The sequence below is a fragment of the Kutzneria sp. CA-103260 genome (assembly GCF_018263855.1).
Taxonomy (GTDB): domain Bacteria; phylum Actinomycetota; class Actinomycetes; order Mycobacteriales; family Pseudonocardiaceae; genus Kutzneria.
Window position 1 is genome coordinate 3,947,084 of the sequence record NZ_CP073318.1, and the last position, 14,673, is coordinate 3,961,756.

Annotated in this window: 20 protein-coding genes; 2 read left to right on the forward strand and 18 right to left on the reverse strand. The window is 70.9% G+C overall.

From position 1 onward, the window contains the following. The 18 genes from JJ691_RS16835 to JJ691_RS16920 all read right to left on the reverse strand — a co-directional run bounded on the left by JJ691_RS16835 (nt 1) and on the right by JJ691_RS16920 (nt 13,148). Nucleotides 1–405 (reverse strand): GPW/gp25 family protein, encoded by a 405-nt coding sequence (locus JJ691_RS16835; protein ID WP_249227984.1) that lies wholly within the window; start codon nt 403–405, stop codon nt 1–3. A gap of 2 nt (nt 406–407) precedes the next feature. Next, the gene (locus JJ691_RS16840; RefSeq protein WP_211769698.1) at nt 408–791 is read right to left on the reverse strand and encodes a PAAR domain-containing protein; all 384 of its coding nucleotides are present in this window, start codon (nt 789–791) and stop codon (nt 408–410) included. Between the two features lie 9 nt (nt 792–800). After that, nucleotides 801–1,397: a phage baseplate assembly protein V gene (locus JJ691_RS16845; protein ID WP_211769699.1), complete on the reverse strand. Its 597-nt coding sequence runs from the start codon at nt 1,395–1,397 to the stop codon at nt 801–803. Nucleotides 1,398–1,408: 11 nt separating this feature from the next. Next, the gene (locus tag JJ691_RS16850) at nt 1,409–2,485 is read right to left on the reverse strand and encodes a phage late control D family protein (RefSeq protein WP_211769700.1); all 1,077 of its coding nucleotides are present in this window, start codon (nt 2,483–2,485) and stop codon (nt 1,409–1,411) included. Beyond that, a complete protein-coding gene (locus tag JJ691_RS16855; RefSeq protein ID WP_211769701.1) occupies nt 2,482–3,162 on the reverse strand; it encodes a CIS tube protein in 681 nt (226 codons plus the stop codon). Before JJ691_RS16855 ends, JJ691_RS16850 begins: the two co-directional genes overlap by 4 nt. Before the next feature lie 2 nt (nt 3,163–3,164). Further along, nucleotides 3,165–3,362 carry a hypothetical protein gene (locus JJ691_RS16860; protein WP_211769702.1) on the reverse strand — a complete coding sequence of 66 codons (198 nt, stop codon included), beginning with the start codon at nt 3,360–3,362 and terminating at the stop codon, nt 3,165–3,167. Between the two features lie 7 nt (nt 3,363–3,369). Next, nucleotides 3,370–3,810: a phage tail protein gene (locus JJ691_RS16865; protein ID WP_211769703.1), complete on the reverse strand. Its 441-nt coding sequence runs from the start codon at nt 3,808–3,810 to the stop codon at nt 3,370–3,372. A gap of 1 nt (nt 3,811) precedes the next feature. After that, nucleotides 3,812–5,455 (reverse strand): phage tail sheath family protein, encoded by a 1,644-nt coding sequence (locus JJ691_RS16870; RefSeq protein ID WP_211769704.1) that lies wholly within the window; start codon nt 5,453–5,455, stop codon nt 3,812–3,814. Next, entirely contained in the window at nt 5,452–5,904 is a 453-nt protein-coding gene (locus tag JJ691_RS16875; protein WP_211769705.1) for a phage tail protein, read from the reverse strand. Before JJ691_RS16875 ends, JJ691_RS16870 begins: the two co-directional genes overlap by 4 nt. Nucleotides 5,905–5,921: 17 nt before the next feature. Continuing rightward, nucleotides 5,922–7,451, reverse strand: a complete 1,530-nt coding sequence (locus tag JJ691_RS16880) for a phage tail sheath C-terminal domain-containing protein (protein WP_211769706.1) — start codon at nt 7,449–7,451, stop codon at nt 5,922–5,924. Then, nucleotides 7,444–8,409, reverse strand: a complete 966-nt coding sequence (locus JJ691_RS16885; protein ID WP_211769707.1) for a hypothetical protein — start codon at nt 8,407–8,409, stop codon at nt 7,444–7,446. The genes JJ691_RS16880 and JJ691_RS16885 overlap by 8 nt, the downstream gene beginning before the upstream one ends. Further along, nucleotides 8,406–8,987: a DUF4255 domain-containing protein gene (locus JJ691_RS16890; protein WP_211769708.1), complete on the reverse strand. Its 582-nt coding sequence runs from the start codon at nt 8,985–8,987 to the stop codon at nt 8,406–8,408. The genes JJ691_RS16885 and JJ691_RS16890 overlap by 4 nt, the downstream gene beginning before the upstream one ends. Before the next feature lie 73 nt (nt 8,988–9,060). Continuing rightward, nucleotides 9,061–9,426: a hypothetical protein gene (locus JJ691_RS16895; RefSeq protein WP_211769709.1), complete on the reverse strand. Its 366-nt coding sequence runs from the start codon at nt 9,424–9,426 to the stop codon at nt 9,061–9,063. A gap of 211 nt (nt 9,427–9,637) precedes the next feature. Beyond that, on the reverse strand, nt 9,638–10,300 hold the full coding sequence (locus JJ691_RS16900) for a LuxR C-terminal-related transcriptional regulator (RefSeq protein WP_211769710.1): 663 nt from the start codon (nt 10,298–10,300) through the stop codon (nt 9,638–9,640). Nucleotides 10,301–10,474: 174 nt separating this feature from the next. Beyond that, a complete protein-coding gene (locus tag JJ691_RS16905) occupies nt 10,475–11,443 on the reverse strand; it encodes an alpha/beta hydrolase (protein ID WP_211769711.1) in 969 nt (322 codons plus the stop codon). A gap of 29 nt (nt 11,444–11,472) precedes the next feature. Continuing rightward, nucleotides 11,473–11,778 carry a putative quinol monooxygenase gene (locus JJ691_RS16910; protein WP_211769712.1) on the reverse strand — a complete coding sequence of 102 codons (306 nt, stop codon included), beginning with the start codon at nt 11,776–11,778 and terminating at the stop codon, nt 11,473–11,475. 114 nt (nt 11,779–11,892) lie between these two features. Beyond that, on the reverse strand, nt 11,893–12,801 hold the full coding sequence (locus JJ691_RS16915; RefSeq protein WP_211769713.1) for a M56 family metallopeptidase: 909 nt from the start codon (nt 12,799–12,801) through the stop codon (nt 11,893–11,895). Beyond that, nucleotides 12,798–13,148 carry a BlaI/MecI/CopY family transcriptional regulator gene (locus JJ691_RS16920; RefSeq protein ID WP_211769714.1) on the reverse strand — a complete coding sequence of 117 codons (351 nt, stop codon included), beginning with the start codon at nt 13,146–13,148 and terminating at the stop codon, nt 12,798–12,800. The genes JJ691_RS16915 and JJ691_RS16920 overlap by 4 nt, the downstream gene beginning before the upstream one ends. 67 nt (nt 13,149–13,215) lie before the next feature. Between JJ691_RS16920 and JJ691_RS16925 the strand changes: the two genes are divergently transcribed. Both JJ691_RS16925 and JJ691_RS16930 read left to right on the forward strand, forming a co-directional pair. After that, nucleotides 13,216–14,055: a hypothetical protein gene (locus JJ691_RS16925; RefSeq protein ID WP_211769715.1), complete on the forward strand. Its 840-nt coding sequence runs from the start codon at nt 13,216–13,218 to the stop codon at nt 14,053–14,055. A 2-nt stretch (nt 14,056–14,057) separates the two neighbouring features. Next, nucleotides 14,058–14,657, forward strand: coding sequence for a DedA family protein (locus tag JJ691_RS16930; protein ID WP_211771527.1), 600 nt, complete (start codon nt 14,058–14,060; stop codon nt 14,655–14,657). Nucleotides 14,658–14,673 lie beyond the last annotated feature (16 nt).

Genomic DNA, 14,673 nt, shown 5'->3' on the forward strand with positions numbered 1-14,673 from the left:
TCAGCCCCCTGTGCCCTCGGTCAGGAAGAACGGGTAGACCAGGTTGTCCGCGGTGTTGTTGGCCCTGATCCGGTAGGAGATGCGGATCAGCAGGAAGTTGGTGGCGTCGGCGGGCGCCTCGACCGTCACGTCGAGCACGTCGATGCGCGGCTCCCAGGTCAGCAGTGCCGTGCGGACCCGCTCGGTGACGGTGGTGTGCAGGGCCTGTGTGTTGGCCTGGAACACCAGGTCGTGGATGCCGCAGCCGAAGTCCGGCCGCATCCGCCGCTCCCCCGGCGCGGTGGCCAGGATCAGCCAGATACTCTGCCGCACCTTCTCCGCGCCGGACGCGGTCGGCAGCGCCCGGGTCGGGTCCGGCCGCACCGGGAAAGCCAGGCCGGTGCCCAGAAAAGCGGGATCCGTCACGGCTATCCCCCGATCCTGACCAGGCCGGTGGCGACCACCGTGCCGACCGGGAGGTCGACGGGGTCGTTACAGGTCAACGCGGTGTCCCCGTTACGGGCGGCCGGTTTGCCGTTGATCCGCACGGTGAGGCTGCCGGTGATCACGCGCCCCTGGTTGCTCGGCGGCTTGACGAAGGTGCCGCTCGCCGGAATGTGCGGCGGCGTGTTCGTCGCCGTGCTGTCGACCGTCGCCGCGAACCGCCCGTTGATCCGGACGTTCGTGGACAGGGCGCCGTCGAGGATCCCGTTGAACGGGAACGGCGTCGGCGTGGTCACGTTGCCGGTCTGGACCAGGTGCGTGTCCGTGGCGGTGATCCGGTCGCCCTGCTTGGCTGCTGGCTGTCCCATCGCCTTCCCCTAGTTGATGTCCACGGTCTTGCCGCTGATGGTCAGGCCCTGGTCCGCGGTCAGCGACAGGGTCGTGGTGGCGTGCAGCTCGATGCTGCGGCCGGACAACTTGATCGTCCCGTTCGGCGCGTCGACTTCCACATCGCCTTCGTCGGCGCTGACGGTGATCTTGCTGTTGGCGCTGTCCAGCACGACTCTGCGCTTGCCGTCCTTGTCGATCACCTCGATCTTCTCCGCGCCCTTGGTGTCGTCGAACCGGAGCACGTGTCCGCTGCGCGAGGTGAAGAACCGCCAGTTGTTCTCGGTCGGCTTGCCGTCGTCGGGCGGCGGCGGCTCGGGCTGGTTCCAGACACCGCCGAGCACGTACGGGGCCCGCATGTCGCCCTGGAGGAAGCCGACGATCACCTCGTCGCCCTTCTCCGGGCGGAACAGCGACCCCCGCTTGTCGCCGGCCATCAGCGTGACCAGGCCGGCCCAGTCGCTCTGCACCCCGCCGAGTTCGGGAAAGCTGACCCGGACCCGGGCCAGCTTGTCCGGGTCGTCGAGGTCGGTCACGACGCCGACCAGCAGCCCGGTGCGGGTCGAGGTGGCGGAATCAGCGGTCATCGCGGTGGCTCCTAGTCGTCACGCCGGCAGTCGAACGTGGTCACGTAGCCCGAGTCGTCGAAGGTGTGCTTGGTGCCGGTGACGAAGTAGTCGCCGTCGAACCGGCGGCCCAGGCCGTCGATGGTCACCCGGCGGCCGGCGCGCAGGTCGGGCAGCCCGACCGTGGAGCCGGTGCCGGTGACCATCTCGTGGGTGATGTCGCGCAGCCGGTCGCGGGCGATCCGGTCGGCCTCGGCCTGGTCGGCCACGACCACGCTGGTGATCTCCTCGCGCTGGTTGAACGCCTGGTCCACGTCGGCGTCCTGGCCGCCGCCGGGCCGGGTGGCGGAGCCGGTGATCATCTTCTTCTGGCGGCGGTCCCAGGCCCGCACGGTCACCGTGCCGACCTGCTGCGCGGTGGTCAGCGTCGGCTGGAACTCCACCAGCGACTTGCCCCAGCTCAGCCGATAGGTGACCCGCTTGAGGTTCTCCGACGGCTCGAAGTGCAGCACCGGTTTGCCGGTGGTCTGGTCCTCCTCGACCCACAGCTCGTAGCCGATCCGCCGGGCCCGCTCGGCCAGGAAGATGATGTCGTACTGGTTGTCCTGCAACAGGTACGGGTAGGGCCGTTCGCCCAGCGGCTGGGTGTGCACGTCCACGTGCAGCAGGCCGCCGATCTGCTGGGCGATCTGGCTGTCGGTCAGGTTCTGGTAGGCCTGGGTGCGCTGCTTGCCGCGGAAGCGGTGCAGCACGTTGAGCGCGCTGACCACCAGCGTCGGCTGGCCCTCGGACGGGAAGTTGGGCTGCAGCGAGGTGATCTCGCCGGTCATCAGCCGGCGCAGCGGGTTCTTGCCACGGTAGCCGAGCCACAGCTCCAGCTGCTGCCCGGGCAGGAAGGTGGATCCGTTGCTGTACTTGAAGTCCCGGGCGGCGGCGTCCCAGTTGTTCACGGTCAGCTCGAAGCTGTCGATCTTGGTGATGTCGTCGGTGTAGGTCACGCTGATCACGTCGTGCAGCACGTCCTGCGGCAGCCGCCGGTTGGGCGGGTTCACCTCGAACGCCGGCACGTAGAAGTCCTGGCCCGGGTAGATCGGCACGGCCTGGGTCATGGCGCGCTCCCGCCCGGGGTGAGCGGCGGGATCTCCAGCGTGCTGCCCGGCCGGGGCCGGCGCGGGTCGGAGACGTGGTTGCGGTCGGCCAACACCCGCCACTTGGCCGGGTCGCCGTACTCGGCGGCGGCGATGTCCGACAGCGTGTCGCCGCGCCGCACGACGCGGGCCTTGGTGTGGTCGGGCGACTGGAGCTTGAGCTCCTGGAGCTGCTCCTCCAGCGTCTTGTACTCGCGCAGGGTGAGCGAAACCGTGGCCCGCAACGGGGTTCCGGCCGGGCTGAACAGGGTGAACTTCTGCTGGATCTGCTCGGCGATCGCGGTGAACGACAGCGAGCCCCAGCTCACCCGGAACCGCGGCGGGGCGTGCGTGGCCGGCTGGATCTTGACCAGCTGGTACACCTGCCGGGTCTGGGTGGTGACGTCCGGGGCGTCCTCCCCCATGCCGCCGTCGGTGGTGTCGAACAGCAGGTCCAGGGTCAGCCGCTCGTCCTGGCCGCGGACGAACTGCAGCACCGGCGAGTCGATCCCGGGAATGCCGATCTCGGCGATCTGCGCGCCCTTGGTCCGCGTGTACTCGGTCGGGTTGAACTGGACCTCGAAGTGGTCCAGCAGACCCTTGCCGACGTCCACAGTGGACTTGTCGAGGATCTCGATGCGGATCTTGGTCAGCGCCATCGTCACTCCACGATCGGGCTCGGCGGGGTGGCGGAACGGCGCAGCTCGGTCGCCGCGGCCGTGGACTCGGCCTGCCGGCGGGCGGTGGCCAGCCGGGCGGCCACCAGCTCCACCAGCCGGGTCAGCTGCTCCTCGGTGAACGGCAGCTCGCCGGTGTTGACGTGCACGCGGCTGGTGAGATTGTCGATGTGCATCGGCACTGCCGGCTCACCCCATCATCTCGAGGCCCTCGTGGACCAGTTCGATCGTCTCCACCGCGACCTGGTTCTGGGTCGCGTTCAGCGCCGGCCCCACCCACTTCACCGGGTAGGCCCGGCGGAACTGCCACTGAGCCACCACCTGCTCGCCGCTCGGGTCGTGCAGCAGGATGGACCCGCTGCGGCGGTTGACGGTCCCGCCGGCCAGCTCCGCGTGCCAGGCCCACAGCGAGCGGTCGGCGAGGCCCCGCTTCAGCTGGAGGTTGGTCTGCTTGGTGCGCACCGGAAGCTTGTGCAGCACGGTGTTCAGGCCGCCCTCGGGATAGTCGAACACCTCGGTCTCCAACTGAAGTCCGCCGATCTCGCTGAACCCGCCGAGCGGCAGGTCGTCCACCCGCACCTCGAACCGGAACCCGAGGAACGGGTCGGTCCGCCGCGCCACCTCCGCCATGTCAGCCTCCCGACTCCGTGTCCACCGACATCCCGGTCGGCGTGCGGATCACCCGGATCACCACGAACTCCGCCGGTGGCGGCGGGTTCAGCCCGATCAGGCAGGTGAACTTGCCGACGGCGAGGTCGGCCGGCGGGTTGACCGAGGCGTCGCACCGCACCGAGAACGCCTGGTCCTTGGTCGCCCCGGCCAGCATCCCGTTGCGCCACACCTGTTCCAGCAGACTGCGGATCACCCGGTCCAGCTCGGTCTGCAACGCCGGGCCGTTGGGCTCGAACACCGTCCAGGCCGTGTCGCTGAGGATCTGCTCCTCCAGCGCCAGCACCAGCCGCCGAACGTTGAGGTAGAGCCATTCCGGGTCGGACCGGGTCACGGTCCGGTCGCCCAGCACCCGGATGCCGCGCTGGACCCGGATCGCGTTCACCCCGCCGTCGTTGAGATCACCGTGCGCGATGTCGTCCACAGTGGACACCGTGTCCACCGGTAGCTCGACCAGCTCGTTGGCCGGCGGCTTGTGCACGCCGACCGTCGTGTCGACCCGCGCGCAGACGCCGGCGACGTGCCCGCTGGGCGGGACGGCCGTCACGTCGGCGTCCGGCGAGAGCGGGTCGACCACCAGCAGCCACGGGTAGTACAGCGCCCCGAAGGACGAGTCGAACTGGTTGCGCCACGCCACTGCGTCGGCCGGGCTGGTCAGCGGATCCTGCGGGGAGTCCAGCAGCGTGACCCGGTCGTGGTGCCGCTCGCAGTGCGCGATCATCGCCGCCTGGACCTCGGCAACCTCGTCCGGAGTGAAGGGCGGCCGGGCCGTCGGGTCCACCACCGGCGGCGAATCCCCAGTGGTGGCCGACAGATCACCGCACGGCGGCGTGGGCGTGGTCGGACGCCGTGTCACTGACACCGGCCGTGCCCACAGATCCGGCTGCACCACCAGCGCGACCTCGTCGATCGTGTCCAATGCGGACAGTCCCCACGGATGGTCGGCGCCGATGAAGTGCTCGGTGGTCAGCGTGGCCAACCCATCCGCCCCACCGGTCAGCACCAGCGGACCCGGCACCGGCGAGTGGCCCGACGCGTTCGGCGGCCAGGACACCGTGACGAGCCGGGAGCCGGCGTTCGGATCGTCCAGCAGCGCCACCGGATCGCGGCCCACCACCGGGTTCGGCACCGGCGCGAGGTTGCGCCACACCTCGGTCACGGCGCCGAGCCGCAGCGTCAGCGTGAACAGGCCGCCGCCGGCGTTGTCCACCCGGCAGCTCACCTGCTCGCCCCACATCCCCGGGCTGGTCGCGGCCAGCGCCAGCACCGGACCGCCCTGGGCGTCCAGCAGCGTCACCGTCGCCGTGCCGGCCGTGGCCGGGTCCGCGACGCGGACGACCCAGCAGCGGCTGCCCCCGTTGGCGTAGAACCCTTCCACGGCATACGCCAGGTAGGCGGCCGGCAGGTGTTCGCCGAACACGCCCCGGAACTGGTCCCAGCCCTCGACGGCGACCGCCTGGTGCAGCGGGCCGCGCTCGGCGACCCCGACGAAGCCGGCGATGTCGGTGCGCACCAGGGTGCGCGCCTGCGGGGCGGCGTCCAGCCACTCCAGCCGGACCCCGGGGGTCCGGTAGGAGCTGAGCGGGGCGGTGCGCGGCGAGGTCACGACGCCTGCTGGTCCAGGGTGAGGCCCTCCACGGCCAACACCAGCTCCTCGACGGCGACCTCGTTGGTCTTGGCGTTGAACGTCGGCGCCGAGTACTTCTTGGCCCAGGCGTTGGTGAACGTCCAGCGCAGCGCCGGCTTGCCGGCCTCGTCGTTGAGGATGAGGTGCCCGCCGCGGCGCACCACCTTGCCGTCCATCGCGGTCTTGCGCCACTCCCACAGGTCGCGGCTGGTGGTGTAGCCGCGCTTGAGCGTGATGTCGCCGAACTTCTTCAGCCCGGGGATCTTGGTCACGGTGATGTCCATCGAGCCCTCGCGGTACTCGATGACGTCCTGCTCGGTGTTGGCCCCGGTGCACTCGGAGAAGCCGTGCACACCGTCCAGGCCGTCGATGTCGAGGGTGAAGTTGAACGCGGCGAAGGGATCCTGCCGCACGCCGGTGTTGGGCATCGGTCACGTCTCCTGGATCAGCTGGTGGCCTCGGCGGTGAACTGGGAGAAGCGCAGGATCACGAACTCGGCCGGACGCACCGCGGCCAGCCCGATCAGGCAGATCAGCCGGCCGTTGAGGATGTCGTCGGTGGACATCGTGGTGCGGTCGCAGCGCACGAAGAACGCCTCCTCGCGGGTGGCGCCCATCAGCGCGCCGTCCCGCCAGACCTGCTCCAGGAAGGTCTCGATGGTGCGGCGGACCCGGGCCCAGGTCGGCTCGGCGTTGGGCTCGAAGACCAGCCACTGCAGGCCGCGGTCGACCGACTTCTCGACGAAGTTGAACAGCCGCCGCACGTTCACGTAGACCCACTCGGGGTCGTCCGAGATGGTCCGCGCGCCCCACAGCCGGATGCCCCGCCCGGCCGAGCGGAAGTCCCGGAAGGCGTTGATGCCGAACGGGTTGAGCACGTCCTGTGCGCCCTTGGTGACCGGGAACTCCAGCGGCCCCTCGGTCGGCGTCAGGTCCGCGGTGAGGATGCCCTGCACCTCGTAGTTGGCCGGGGCCTTGTGCACGCCGCGGGTGACGTCGTTGAACGCGTAGATGCCGGCGACGAAGCCGCTGGGCGGCACCAGCACGGTGACCCGGCTGCGCGGGTCGATCACCCGCAGGTGCGGGTAGTAGATGGCGGCGTAGTTGGACCGCTGCGTCAGGTAGGCGCCGGGATTGGTCTCGATGTTGCCGGCGCCGGCCGGCACGTCCAGCACCGCGACGCGGTCACGCAGCGTCTCGCACTGCTCGATGATCGCCGACTGCAACAGGTTCTGCTCGGCCGCGCCCAGCAGCGCGCCGTTGACCGCGTCCGGCACGGCCAGGATCGCCACGTCGTCCACCGCGGCCAGCGCCGACAGCCCCTTGAGCTGGTCCGGCGGGACGGCGGGGTCGCCGATGAAGGAGTCCGCGGTCAGGTCGGCGGTCCCGTCGCTGCCGCCGGCCAACGGGGTCGCGGCCACGTGAGTCGGCGCCGACGGCGTCTCGCCGGCCGGCCAGGACAGTTTCACCGCGTGCGAGCCGGTGTTCACGACGCTGCGCGCGAAGCGGGAGTCCTTGGGGTCGGCCGAGAGCTCGTCGAAGTCCTCGGTCACCGTGCCGTAGCTGATCCGCAGCCGGAACCGGTTCGGGTCCCGGGTCGCCGCGCTGACCTGCACCTGCACGGTGTTGGCCCAGGCGCCCGGGCCGAGTACGGTGATCGTCGGCCGCGCGCCCGCGGCGGCCAGTTCCAGGCTCGCCGAGGTGGCGTCGGAGCGGGTGATCCGCGCGACGAACACCCGCTGGCCGCCGTTGGCGAAGAAGCCCTGCGCCGACAGCGGGAGCGCGGACTGCGCCGGGTCGAGCGGATCTCCGTACCAGCGCAGGAACTCCGGCCAGGAGGTGATCAGCACCGCCTGGGTCGGACCCCGCTGGGTCAGCCCGACGAAACCGGCCGTGCTCGTGCTCACCCCCTGGATGGGCACGACGTCGCCGCGGACCTCCTCGACATAAATGCCGGGAGCGAGGTACTCAGGCATCGGTACTCCTCAGGCTGTGGTCGGGTCTGGGAAAGCTGAAGTCGGGCACGGTCGTGGTGGTCCGGGGCGCGACGGCCACGCCCGTGGCGGACTGGGTGCGGCCGTCGGGCAGGGTCGCGGTGACGGTCACCGTCGTCGCCGGCTGCGTCGGCGGGAAGTAGAAGGCCCACACGCCGTCGGCCCGGACGCCGGCCGCCACGCCGCCGACCGAGACGACGACCTTGCGCGGATCGACCCCGGCGGCCCGGATCCGCCCGCGCACCGCGGTCTGCGGCAGCACCGCCTCGCCCGCCGGCGTGACGGGAACATCCGGTATGGCAACGGGATCCGCGCCGGGGGCGGTGATCGTGACGGTGACCAGGTCGGTGGCGGGCACGCCGTCGGCGAACACCAGCACCCACTGCCCGTCCGTGTCCGTGCGGTACGAGGTCGCGCCCGGGGCCGTCACCACGGCGTCCACGACACCGGAGCCGTCCGGGTGCAGGGTGGCTCCGCGCAACAACGCCAAGGCGGTGCTCACCGTGCCGCCGATCTGCACCGGCGGCGGTGTGCTCGCGGTCGGGAACGGGTAGCTGTAACCGGCCTCCAGCACCATCTCGAACGGCTCGGGCTGGTCGTGGGTCGCCGGCAGGAACACGTTGTCGAAGTCGGCGACCTGGTAGTGGTCCGCGCGCACCCGCAGCAGGTACGGACCGGCGCCGAACGCCGTCTTCTGCTGACGGCCGTCAGGCTGGCTCAACAGCCCGAAGTTGACGGTGTAGCCGTGCGCGGTGCTGGCCAGCACCAGCTCCGGCGGCTCGGCGAAAGTGCGCTGCGCGCCGGGAGTGTGGTCGGCCAGCAGGAAGATGCGCACCGGGCTGATCAGCCGGGGACGGGCCCCGGCCAGGCCCCGCTGCCGCGCGAAGCCGTCGACGACGTCGAACACCCTGGCCGCGGTGAGGGTCCGGTACTCGGTCATCCGGCCACCGCCGCCTCACCGGTGGTGATGTCCAGCACCGGCGCGCTCTCGTCCAGCGTCGTGCTGTCGACCCGGAACACCCGCACCAGGTAGCAGACCGACAGCCGGTACGGCTCCTGCAACGCCTCCCAGATCCGGGTGACCTCCTCCAGCGGCAGCCGGCAGAACACCACCCGCACCTCGTCGATCACCGCGTTGAGCTGGTCGCGGACGTACACGCTGCTGTTGTCGTGCAACACCTGCATCGTCTTGCCGATCAGCACCTGGTCGTTCTCGCCGGAGCTGGTGAACGGCGTGACCAGGTAGGACAGGTCCAGCGCGAGCGGCGACGGCCGGCTCTGGTTGCGGTTGGGCTCGGCGACCGCCGGGATGTTCTTCATGAACTCGTTCTCGGTGATCCGGTACAGCCACAGCGACAGGTGCTTGGACGGGTCGCGCGCGGTCTCGGTCGGATTGCTGAACACGATCCCGTTCTCGCCGTTGACCAACGAGTTCACCATCGGATCGGCCTCGTAGGCGGCGGCCAGGATCCGGCGCAGCGACCGGCTCACGGTGTTCAGCGCCAGATACCCACTCATGACGTCGCCTCGCTGGCGCTCGGCGGCCGCATTCGCGACCACACAGTGCTGAATGATTCGCTCGCAAGCTCGCTCATGCCCGGCCCGCCGCCCGGACCGCGGCGACCAACGTGCTCGGGCCGAGCTCGCCCAGCTCGGCGCGCTGCGGTCGGAGCTGCCACAGGGAGCCGGTGCCGCTGTCGCCGTAGACCGCGAGCACCGAGGTGGTGTGGTCCACGCCGAAGTACTCGGGGTGCTCGGCCAGCATCCGGTCGTCGTCCAGGTGCCACACCACGACGTCCGGCCGGGACCGCCGCAGCTCCTCGGCCAGCCGGTGCTCCTGGCCGGGCGGCAGGTCCCGGACCACCTCGACGTCGGGCTGCCGGGCCAGCAGCTCCCGGATCACCCCGCCCAGCACGCCGGAACAGGACATCAGCGCAACGCGCGACCCTCTCGCCATCCCGCCCCTTCCCCAGGTGTGTCCACCCAGTGAGCCCGACGGGCCGGGCCGGCGGCAATGAACACCGGGATCCGTTCGGGGATCAGGGGATCCGGATCCTCCCGCGCCGGATCCCCTGCCGTCGCCGGGGATCCGGACCTGCCCCAACGGGCGAAACACAAGGCAGCGGCCCGCGTCCGGTGGACGCGGGCCGCTGCGGTGTCCGGATCTTCTAGACCCAGGAATGGGTCAGCGCGGCCACCTCCTTGCGGTGCCGCGCGCCGAGCTTCTCCAGGATGTTGTGCACGTGGTTCTTGACCGTGCACAGCTCGATGCCCAACTGCCGGGCGATCTCGCGGTTGGCCATGCCCAGGGCGATCAGGTCGACGATCTCCCGTTCACGCTCGGTCAGCCGCGCGGTCGGCCGCACGTGCTCGCGATCCGACAGCACGGCGACCCGGCGCAGCAGCCCGGCGACGATGAGCGGCGAGCACACCGCCTCGCCCTTGGCGACGTGCCGAACCGTCGTCACCAGGTCGCCCAGCGAGCCCTCACGCGGGACGTAGCCGGCGATTCCCGCCTCCGCGCAGGCCAGCACGTGCGACTGGGTCTCCGGCACGGCCAGCGCGACCACCTTCACCGACGGTGTGCCGCGGGCCATCGCCCGCGCCGTCTCCAGGCTGTCCAGCAGCGACATGTCCAGCAGCACGATGTGCGGCCGGAACCGGGACACGCCGGCCAGCCCCTCGCGGCCGTCCTGCGCGGTGCCGACCTCCTCGATGTCCGGCAGCCGGGCCAGGATCTCGGCCAATCCCTCCCGGTACAGCCGGATGCCCGTCACCACGAACAGGCGCAACAGTTCCGGCGCTGCCGGTCTTCGTGACTCCACGCGCATGTGACGCTTCCCCCAACCCCCGTTGGCGAGGTCAGGCGTCCGTCCCCCGAACGCCCCGTCACAGCCGCCCGTTCCCCTTCGAGAGCGGCCGAACCCCATCGAGTGTGCCGCAACAGTCACGGTTCCAGAAGCGATCGGGCTGCGGCGCACGGGTGAACCGCCATCCGCGAGCGTTCACGTCAGCCGTGTGTCGGCAACTGCCCCGAGCACTCGGCCCAGCCATTCGGTGCGCGTGCGCCGGGCCGCCTCGGACAGCCGCGCTTTCGGGTACATTGCGTCGAATCCGTGGCAGCCGCCGGCCCACACGTGCAGTTCGGCCTGACCGCCGGCGGCCCAGATCCGGCTGGCGTACGCGACGTCCTCGTCCCGGAAGACCTCGGCCGTGCCGACGTCGATGTACGTGGTGGGCAGACCCGAGACATCCTCGGCCCTGGCCGGCGAGACGTAGCCGGAGACGTCCGTGTCGCTCGTGTCGCCGAGCACCGACCGCCAGCCGAATTCGTTCATCTCCCGCGTCCAGACGCCAGGATCGCCGGAATACTGGCGACTTGAGGCGCTGTTGTTGCGGTGGTCGAGCATCGGGCAGACCAACACCTGGGCGGCGATGGCCGGGCCGCCGCGGTCGCGGGCCAACAGGACTGTCCCGGCGGCGAGGCCACCGCCGGCGCTGGTGCCGGCGACGATGACGCGATCTGGATCGATGCCCAACTCGTCGGCGTGCTCGGCGATCCAGACCAGACCGTGGTAGCAGTCCTCGACCAGGCTGGCGCCGCTGAACTCCGGCGCCAGCCGGTAGTCCACGGAGACGACGATCGCGCCGAACGCATCGAGCCAGTCGAACGGAATGTCGATCTGCGCGAAGCGATCGCCCATGACCATGCCGCCGCCGTGAATCCAGTAGACGCATGGGGCTGCCGTGCCCGTGGCTTGAGCGGGCGTGAAGACCGACAGCGGCAGTCGCGGGTTGTCCGGGGTGGCGATGGTCAGTTCGCGGTGGTCGACCTCCCGGCCGTCGAGCACGGCGGCGACCGGCATCGACGAGTACGGGCGGATCTCGGGCAGCACCTCGCGGCTGAGCTCCGACCGGAGCGGAATGGTGGCGAGCAGCGCGCTCAGCTCGGGGTCGAGGGCGGGACGGGACATCGGCGGATTCCTTTTCGCTGGGGCCGGTCTCAGAACGCGGCCTTGCCGCCGACGGGCACGAAGTCGGTGTACGGGGACGAGTCGGCGACCAGCGGCTGGAGCCGCGCGACCAACTCCTGAGCGGGCTCGGTGGCGAAGAACCGGCTGTGCGCCTCCTGGCTGGTCCAGCCCTCGACGACGTGGATCAGGTCCGGGTTGCCGGCCGAGCGGCTGACCAGGAAGACGACGCAGTCCTCGTGCGGCAGGGAGGGTGCGCCGAGCAACAGCTTGACCAGGGCGTCGCCCTGGCCGGGGTGAGCGGTGATGGTGGCACTGAAACCGTGGGTGGCGATCATCGTGGATTCTCCTCAGCGGCGATCTGTCGACCACTCAACAAAACCACGTTGACCTGCGGAAACAATAGAATCATCCGGGCCGGTCCTTGCCTGATCCGCCCACCGTGGCGAGGATCAGTGGTCCTGGACCGTGGCCACCTGATCGAAGAGACTGTCGCCGGTCCGCTCCACGGCGACCGTGGCCACGGCGCTGCACACCACCACCATCGCGATCACCGCGACCAGCCAGGGGCGAGATCCGGGGCTTGGCGACAGCAACGCACGGACCCGGCGGGGCACCTGACCGCCGGTCGCCGCCGGAGTCAGCGGCCGGTTTTTGTTGTCGTGCCTCAGCAATGCGACGCGGGCGACGGTCCGGGCGACGAGGCGGCGGTCCCCGGTCCGCTGGGCGGCATCCTCGTCGGCCCAGCGTTCGACGGCGTGCCGGACGACGTCGAAAGTGTTTCGCAGCAGGGGGTTCACCGCCTCGGCCAGGTCGGCCAGCAGCAACAGCCAGGCGTGCCCGTGCCGCAGGTGCGCCCGCTCGTGGGCGATCACCACCCGTTGCTCGGCCGGCGTCAGCGCCGCCAACAGCGCCGAGGTCACCACGATCAGCCCGCCCGGCGAGGGCGTGGCGAAGGCATCGGGCCGGTCGCTGTCCACCACGACCACCGTGGCCGCCGCACCGCGATTGGCCCGGCGGACATCGACCATCGCCCGGCCACGGCGGATCACCCGGACCAGCAGCCGGAGTCCGACGACAACCAGCAGCACCGAACAGCCGACACCGACGAAGTCCGGCACCGGGTTGGTGGCACCGAGCTCACTCGGCGACCATTCGGCCAGCCAGGCAACCACGGGCGCCTGTCCGAGCCAGGTCAGGGCGAGCACCGCCAGCACGAGCCCGGTCGAGCCGGCCACGATGACGCTCCCGGCCACCAGCGCCCACGCGCCGATCGCCGGCGGCAGGCGGTCGCCGAGCCACGGGGCGACCGCCGTGAACACCAACATCGCCGCGAGCGCGGCCAGGGCCGAGACCGTCATCGTTCCAGCAGACTGCGGAGCAGGTCCTCGTCGCCGGGGCTGAGCCCGTCGACGAACCGGGTCAGCACCGTGGCCCGGTCCACGTCCTCGTCACCGAGGAGCACGGCCATGCGACGGGCGGTGAGCCCGGCCGCGTCGTACGGCGCGGAGTACGCGTAGCCGCGGCCGGACGGCTCGCGGGTGATCTCCCCCTTGTCGTACAGCCGGGAGAGCACGGTCAGCACCGTGGTGTAGGCGAGGTCGCCGCCGAGGACGTCCCGCACCCGCGCCGGGGTCATCGACTCCCCGGCCGCCGCGAGCACGGCGTGGATCTCTCGTTCCAGGCCACCCTTGGTCCGACGGGACATCACTCACCTCCTACACCATTGTAGTAGATTGACGCCGTCTACTACACGACTGTAGAGGAACCTCTCCGTGACCTGGCTGGCCATCGCCCTCGCCGCGGCCGGCGCGTGCTGCTTCGCGCTCGCCGCCTGGCTGCAGCAGGCGGCCGTCCGCACCGCTGTGGACGCCGACGGCCTGCGCCTGTCCGGCTGGCTGCGGATGGTGCGGGCCCCGCGCTGGCTGTCCGGTTTCGGCCTCACCGGGCTCGGCGCCGGCCTGCACGCCTGCGCCCTGGGGCTCGCGCCGCTGACCGTGATCCAGCCGGTCGGCACGGTCGCGATCGCCCTGACCACCGTGCTCGCCGTCCGTTCCACCGGCGGCCGGCTGACCCCGTCGACCTGGCTCGCGGTGGCCGCCAGCACCCTTGGCGTCGGGATCTTCGTGCTGTTGGCGGCACAGCGAACCGCGATGCCGCCCCTGTCGGCGGCCGCCGATGTGCGGGCCGGCATGGTGACCGCGGTCGGCGTTGCCGCGCTCGGAGCGATCGGCGCGGTCACCGGCGGTCGGGTCCGCTGCCTTGCCTACGCGGCGGCGGCCGGCATGGCCTACGGACTGGTTTCCGTGTACGTGCACACCATCGCCGTCGGCTACCTACACCCGATCGCGGTGGTCGGACTGCTCGCCGCGCTGCCGGTCGGCCTGTGGTTCGTGCAGCACGCCTACGCCGCCGGGCCGCCGCAAGTCGTGATCGCCTGCCAGACCGTGGTCGACCCCATGCTCGGCGTCGGTGTCGGGCTCGGCCTGCTCGGCGAGGCCAGCAGCCTGCACCGCTCCACCGCGATCACCCTTGCCGCGTGCGGAATCGTGGCCGTCGTCGGAGTGGTCCTCCTCGCCCGTGAACACGTCCGTCCACAGTGGAGTCGCTCGTGAGTCTGGAGTTCCTGTCCGCCTCGTTCTGGCTGAGCAGCCTCGGCGTGCTGGGCATTCTGATCGTCACCTTCGCCGAAACCGGCCTGCTAGTCGGGTTCTTCCTGCCCGGCGACTCGCTGCTGTTCACCGCCGGAGTGCTGTGCGCCACCGGGCACCTGTCGCTACCGCTGTCGTTGCTCGCCGCCGTCGTCGGCGCGCTGGCCGGGGCTCAGGTCGGCTTCGAGATCGGCCGGCGTGGCGGCCGAGCGCTGTTGGCCCGCAGCCGCAATCCGCACCTGGCCAAGGGAGTCGTGCGCGCGGAGGAGCTGTTCCAGCGCTACGGCCACGGCCGGGCCATCGTGTTGGCCCGGTTCATCCCGATCGTCCGCACCGTGCTGAACCCGCTGGCTGGCATCCTTTCCGTGCCCACCAGGACGTTCACGCTGTGGCAGGTGCTCGGCGGTCTGCTGTGGACGGTCGGCGTGACCCTCGCCGGCTACGCCCTCGGGGCCGTCATCCCCGGCATCGACCAGTACCTGCTGCCGGTCATCGCGCTGATCGTCGTGGTGTCGCTCGTCCCGATCGGCCTGGAACTGTGGCGTTCCAGGCAGCGTCAGGCCTGAACCAGTCGAAAAGGAA

Excerpts from the sequence above, each read along its gene's own strand:
- JJ691_RS16840 (WP_211769698.1), bottom strand. The coding sequence starts at position 791 with ATGGGACAGCCAGCAGCCAAGCAGGGCGACCGGATCACCGCCACGGAC.
- JJ691_RS16845 (WP_211769699.1), bottom strand. The coding sequence starts at position 1,397 with ATGACCGCTGATTCCGCCACCTCGACCCGCACCGGGCTGCTGGTCGGC.
- JJ691_RS16850 (WP_211769700.1), bottom strand. The coding sequence starts at position 2,485 with ATGACCCAGGCCGTGCCGATCTACCCGGGCCAGGACTTCTACGTGCCG.
- JJ691_RS16855 (WP_211769701.1), bottom strand. The coding sequence starts at position 3,162 with ATGGCGCTGACCAAGATCCGCATCGAGATCCTCGACAAGTCCACTGTG.
- JJ691_RS16865 (WP_211769703.1), bottom strand. The coding sequence starts at position 3,810 with ATGGCGGAGGTGGCGCGGCGGACCGACCCGTTCCTCGGGTTCCGGTTC.
- JJ691_RS16875 (WP_211769705.1), bottom strand. The coding sequence starts at position 5,904 with ATGCCCAACACCGGCGTGCGGCAGGATCCCTTCGCCGCGTTCAACTTC.
- JJ691_RS16880 (WP_211769706.1), bottom strand. The coding sequence starts at position 7,451 with ATGCCTGAGTACCTCGCTCCCGGCATTTATGTCGAGGAGGTCCGCGGC.
- JJ691_RS16885 (WP_211769707.1), bottom strand. The coding sequence starts at position 8,409 with ATGACCGAGTACCGGACCCTCACCGCGGCCAGGGTGTTCGACGTCGTC.
- JJ691_RS16890 (WP_211769708.1), bottom strand. The coding sequence starts at position 8,987 with ATGAGTGGGTATCTGGCGCTGAACACCGTGAGCCGGTCGCTGCGCCGG.
- JJ691_RS16895 (WP_211769709.1), bottom strand. The coding sequence starts at position 9,426 with ATGGCGAGAGGGTCGCGCGTTGCGCTGATGTCCTGTTCCGGCGTGCTG.
- JJ691_RS16900 (WP_211769710.1), bottom strand. The coding sequence starts at position 10,300 with ATGCGCGTGGAGTCACGAAGACCGGCAGCGCCGGAACTGTTGCGCCTG.
- JJ691_RS16905 (WP_211769711.1), bottom strand. The coding sequence starts at position 11,443 with ATGTCCCGTCCCGCCCTCGACCCCGAGCTGAGCGCGCTGCTCGCCACC.
- JJ691_RS16910 (WP_211769712.1), bottom strand. The coding sequence starts at position 11,778 with ATGATCGCCACCCACGGTTTCAGTGCCACCATCACCGCTCACCCCGGC.
- JJ691_RS16915 (WP_211769713.1), bottom strand. The coding sequence starts at position 12,801 with ATGACGGTCTCGGCCCTGGCCGCGCTCGCGGCGATGTTGGTGTTCACG.
- JJ691_RS16920 (WP_211769714.1), bottom strand. The coding sequence starts at position 13,148 with ATGTCCCGTCGGACCAAGGGTGGCCTGGAACGAGAGATCCACGCCGTG.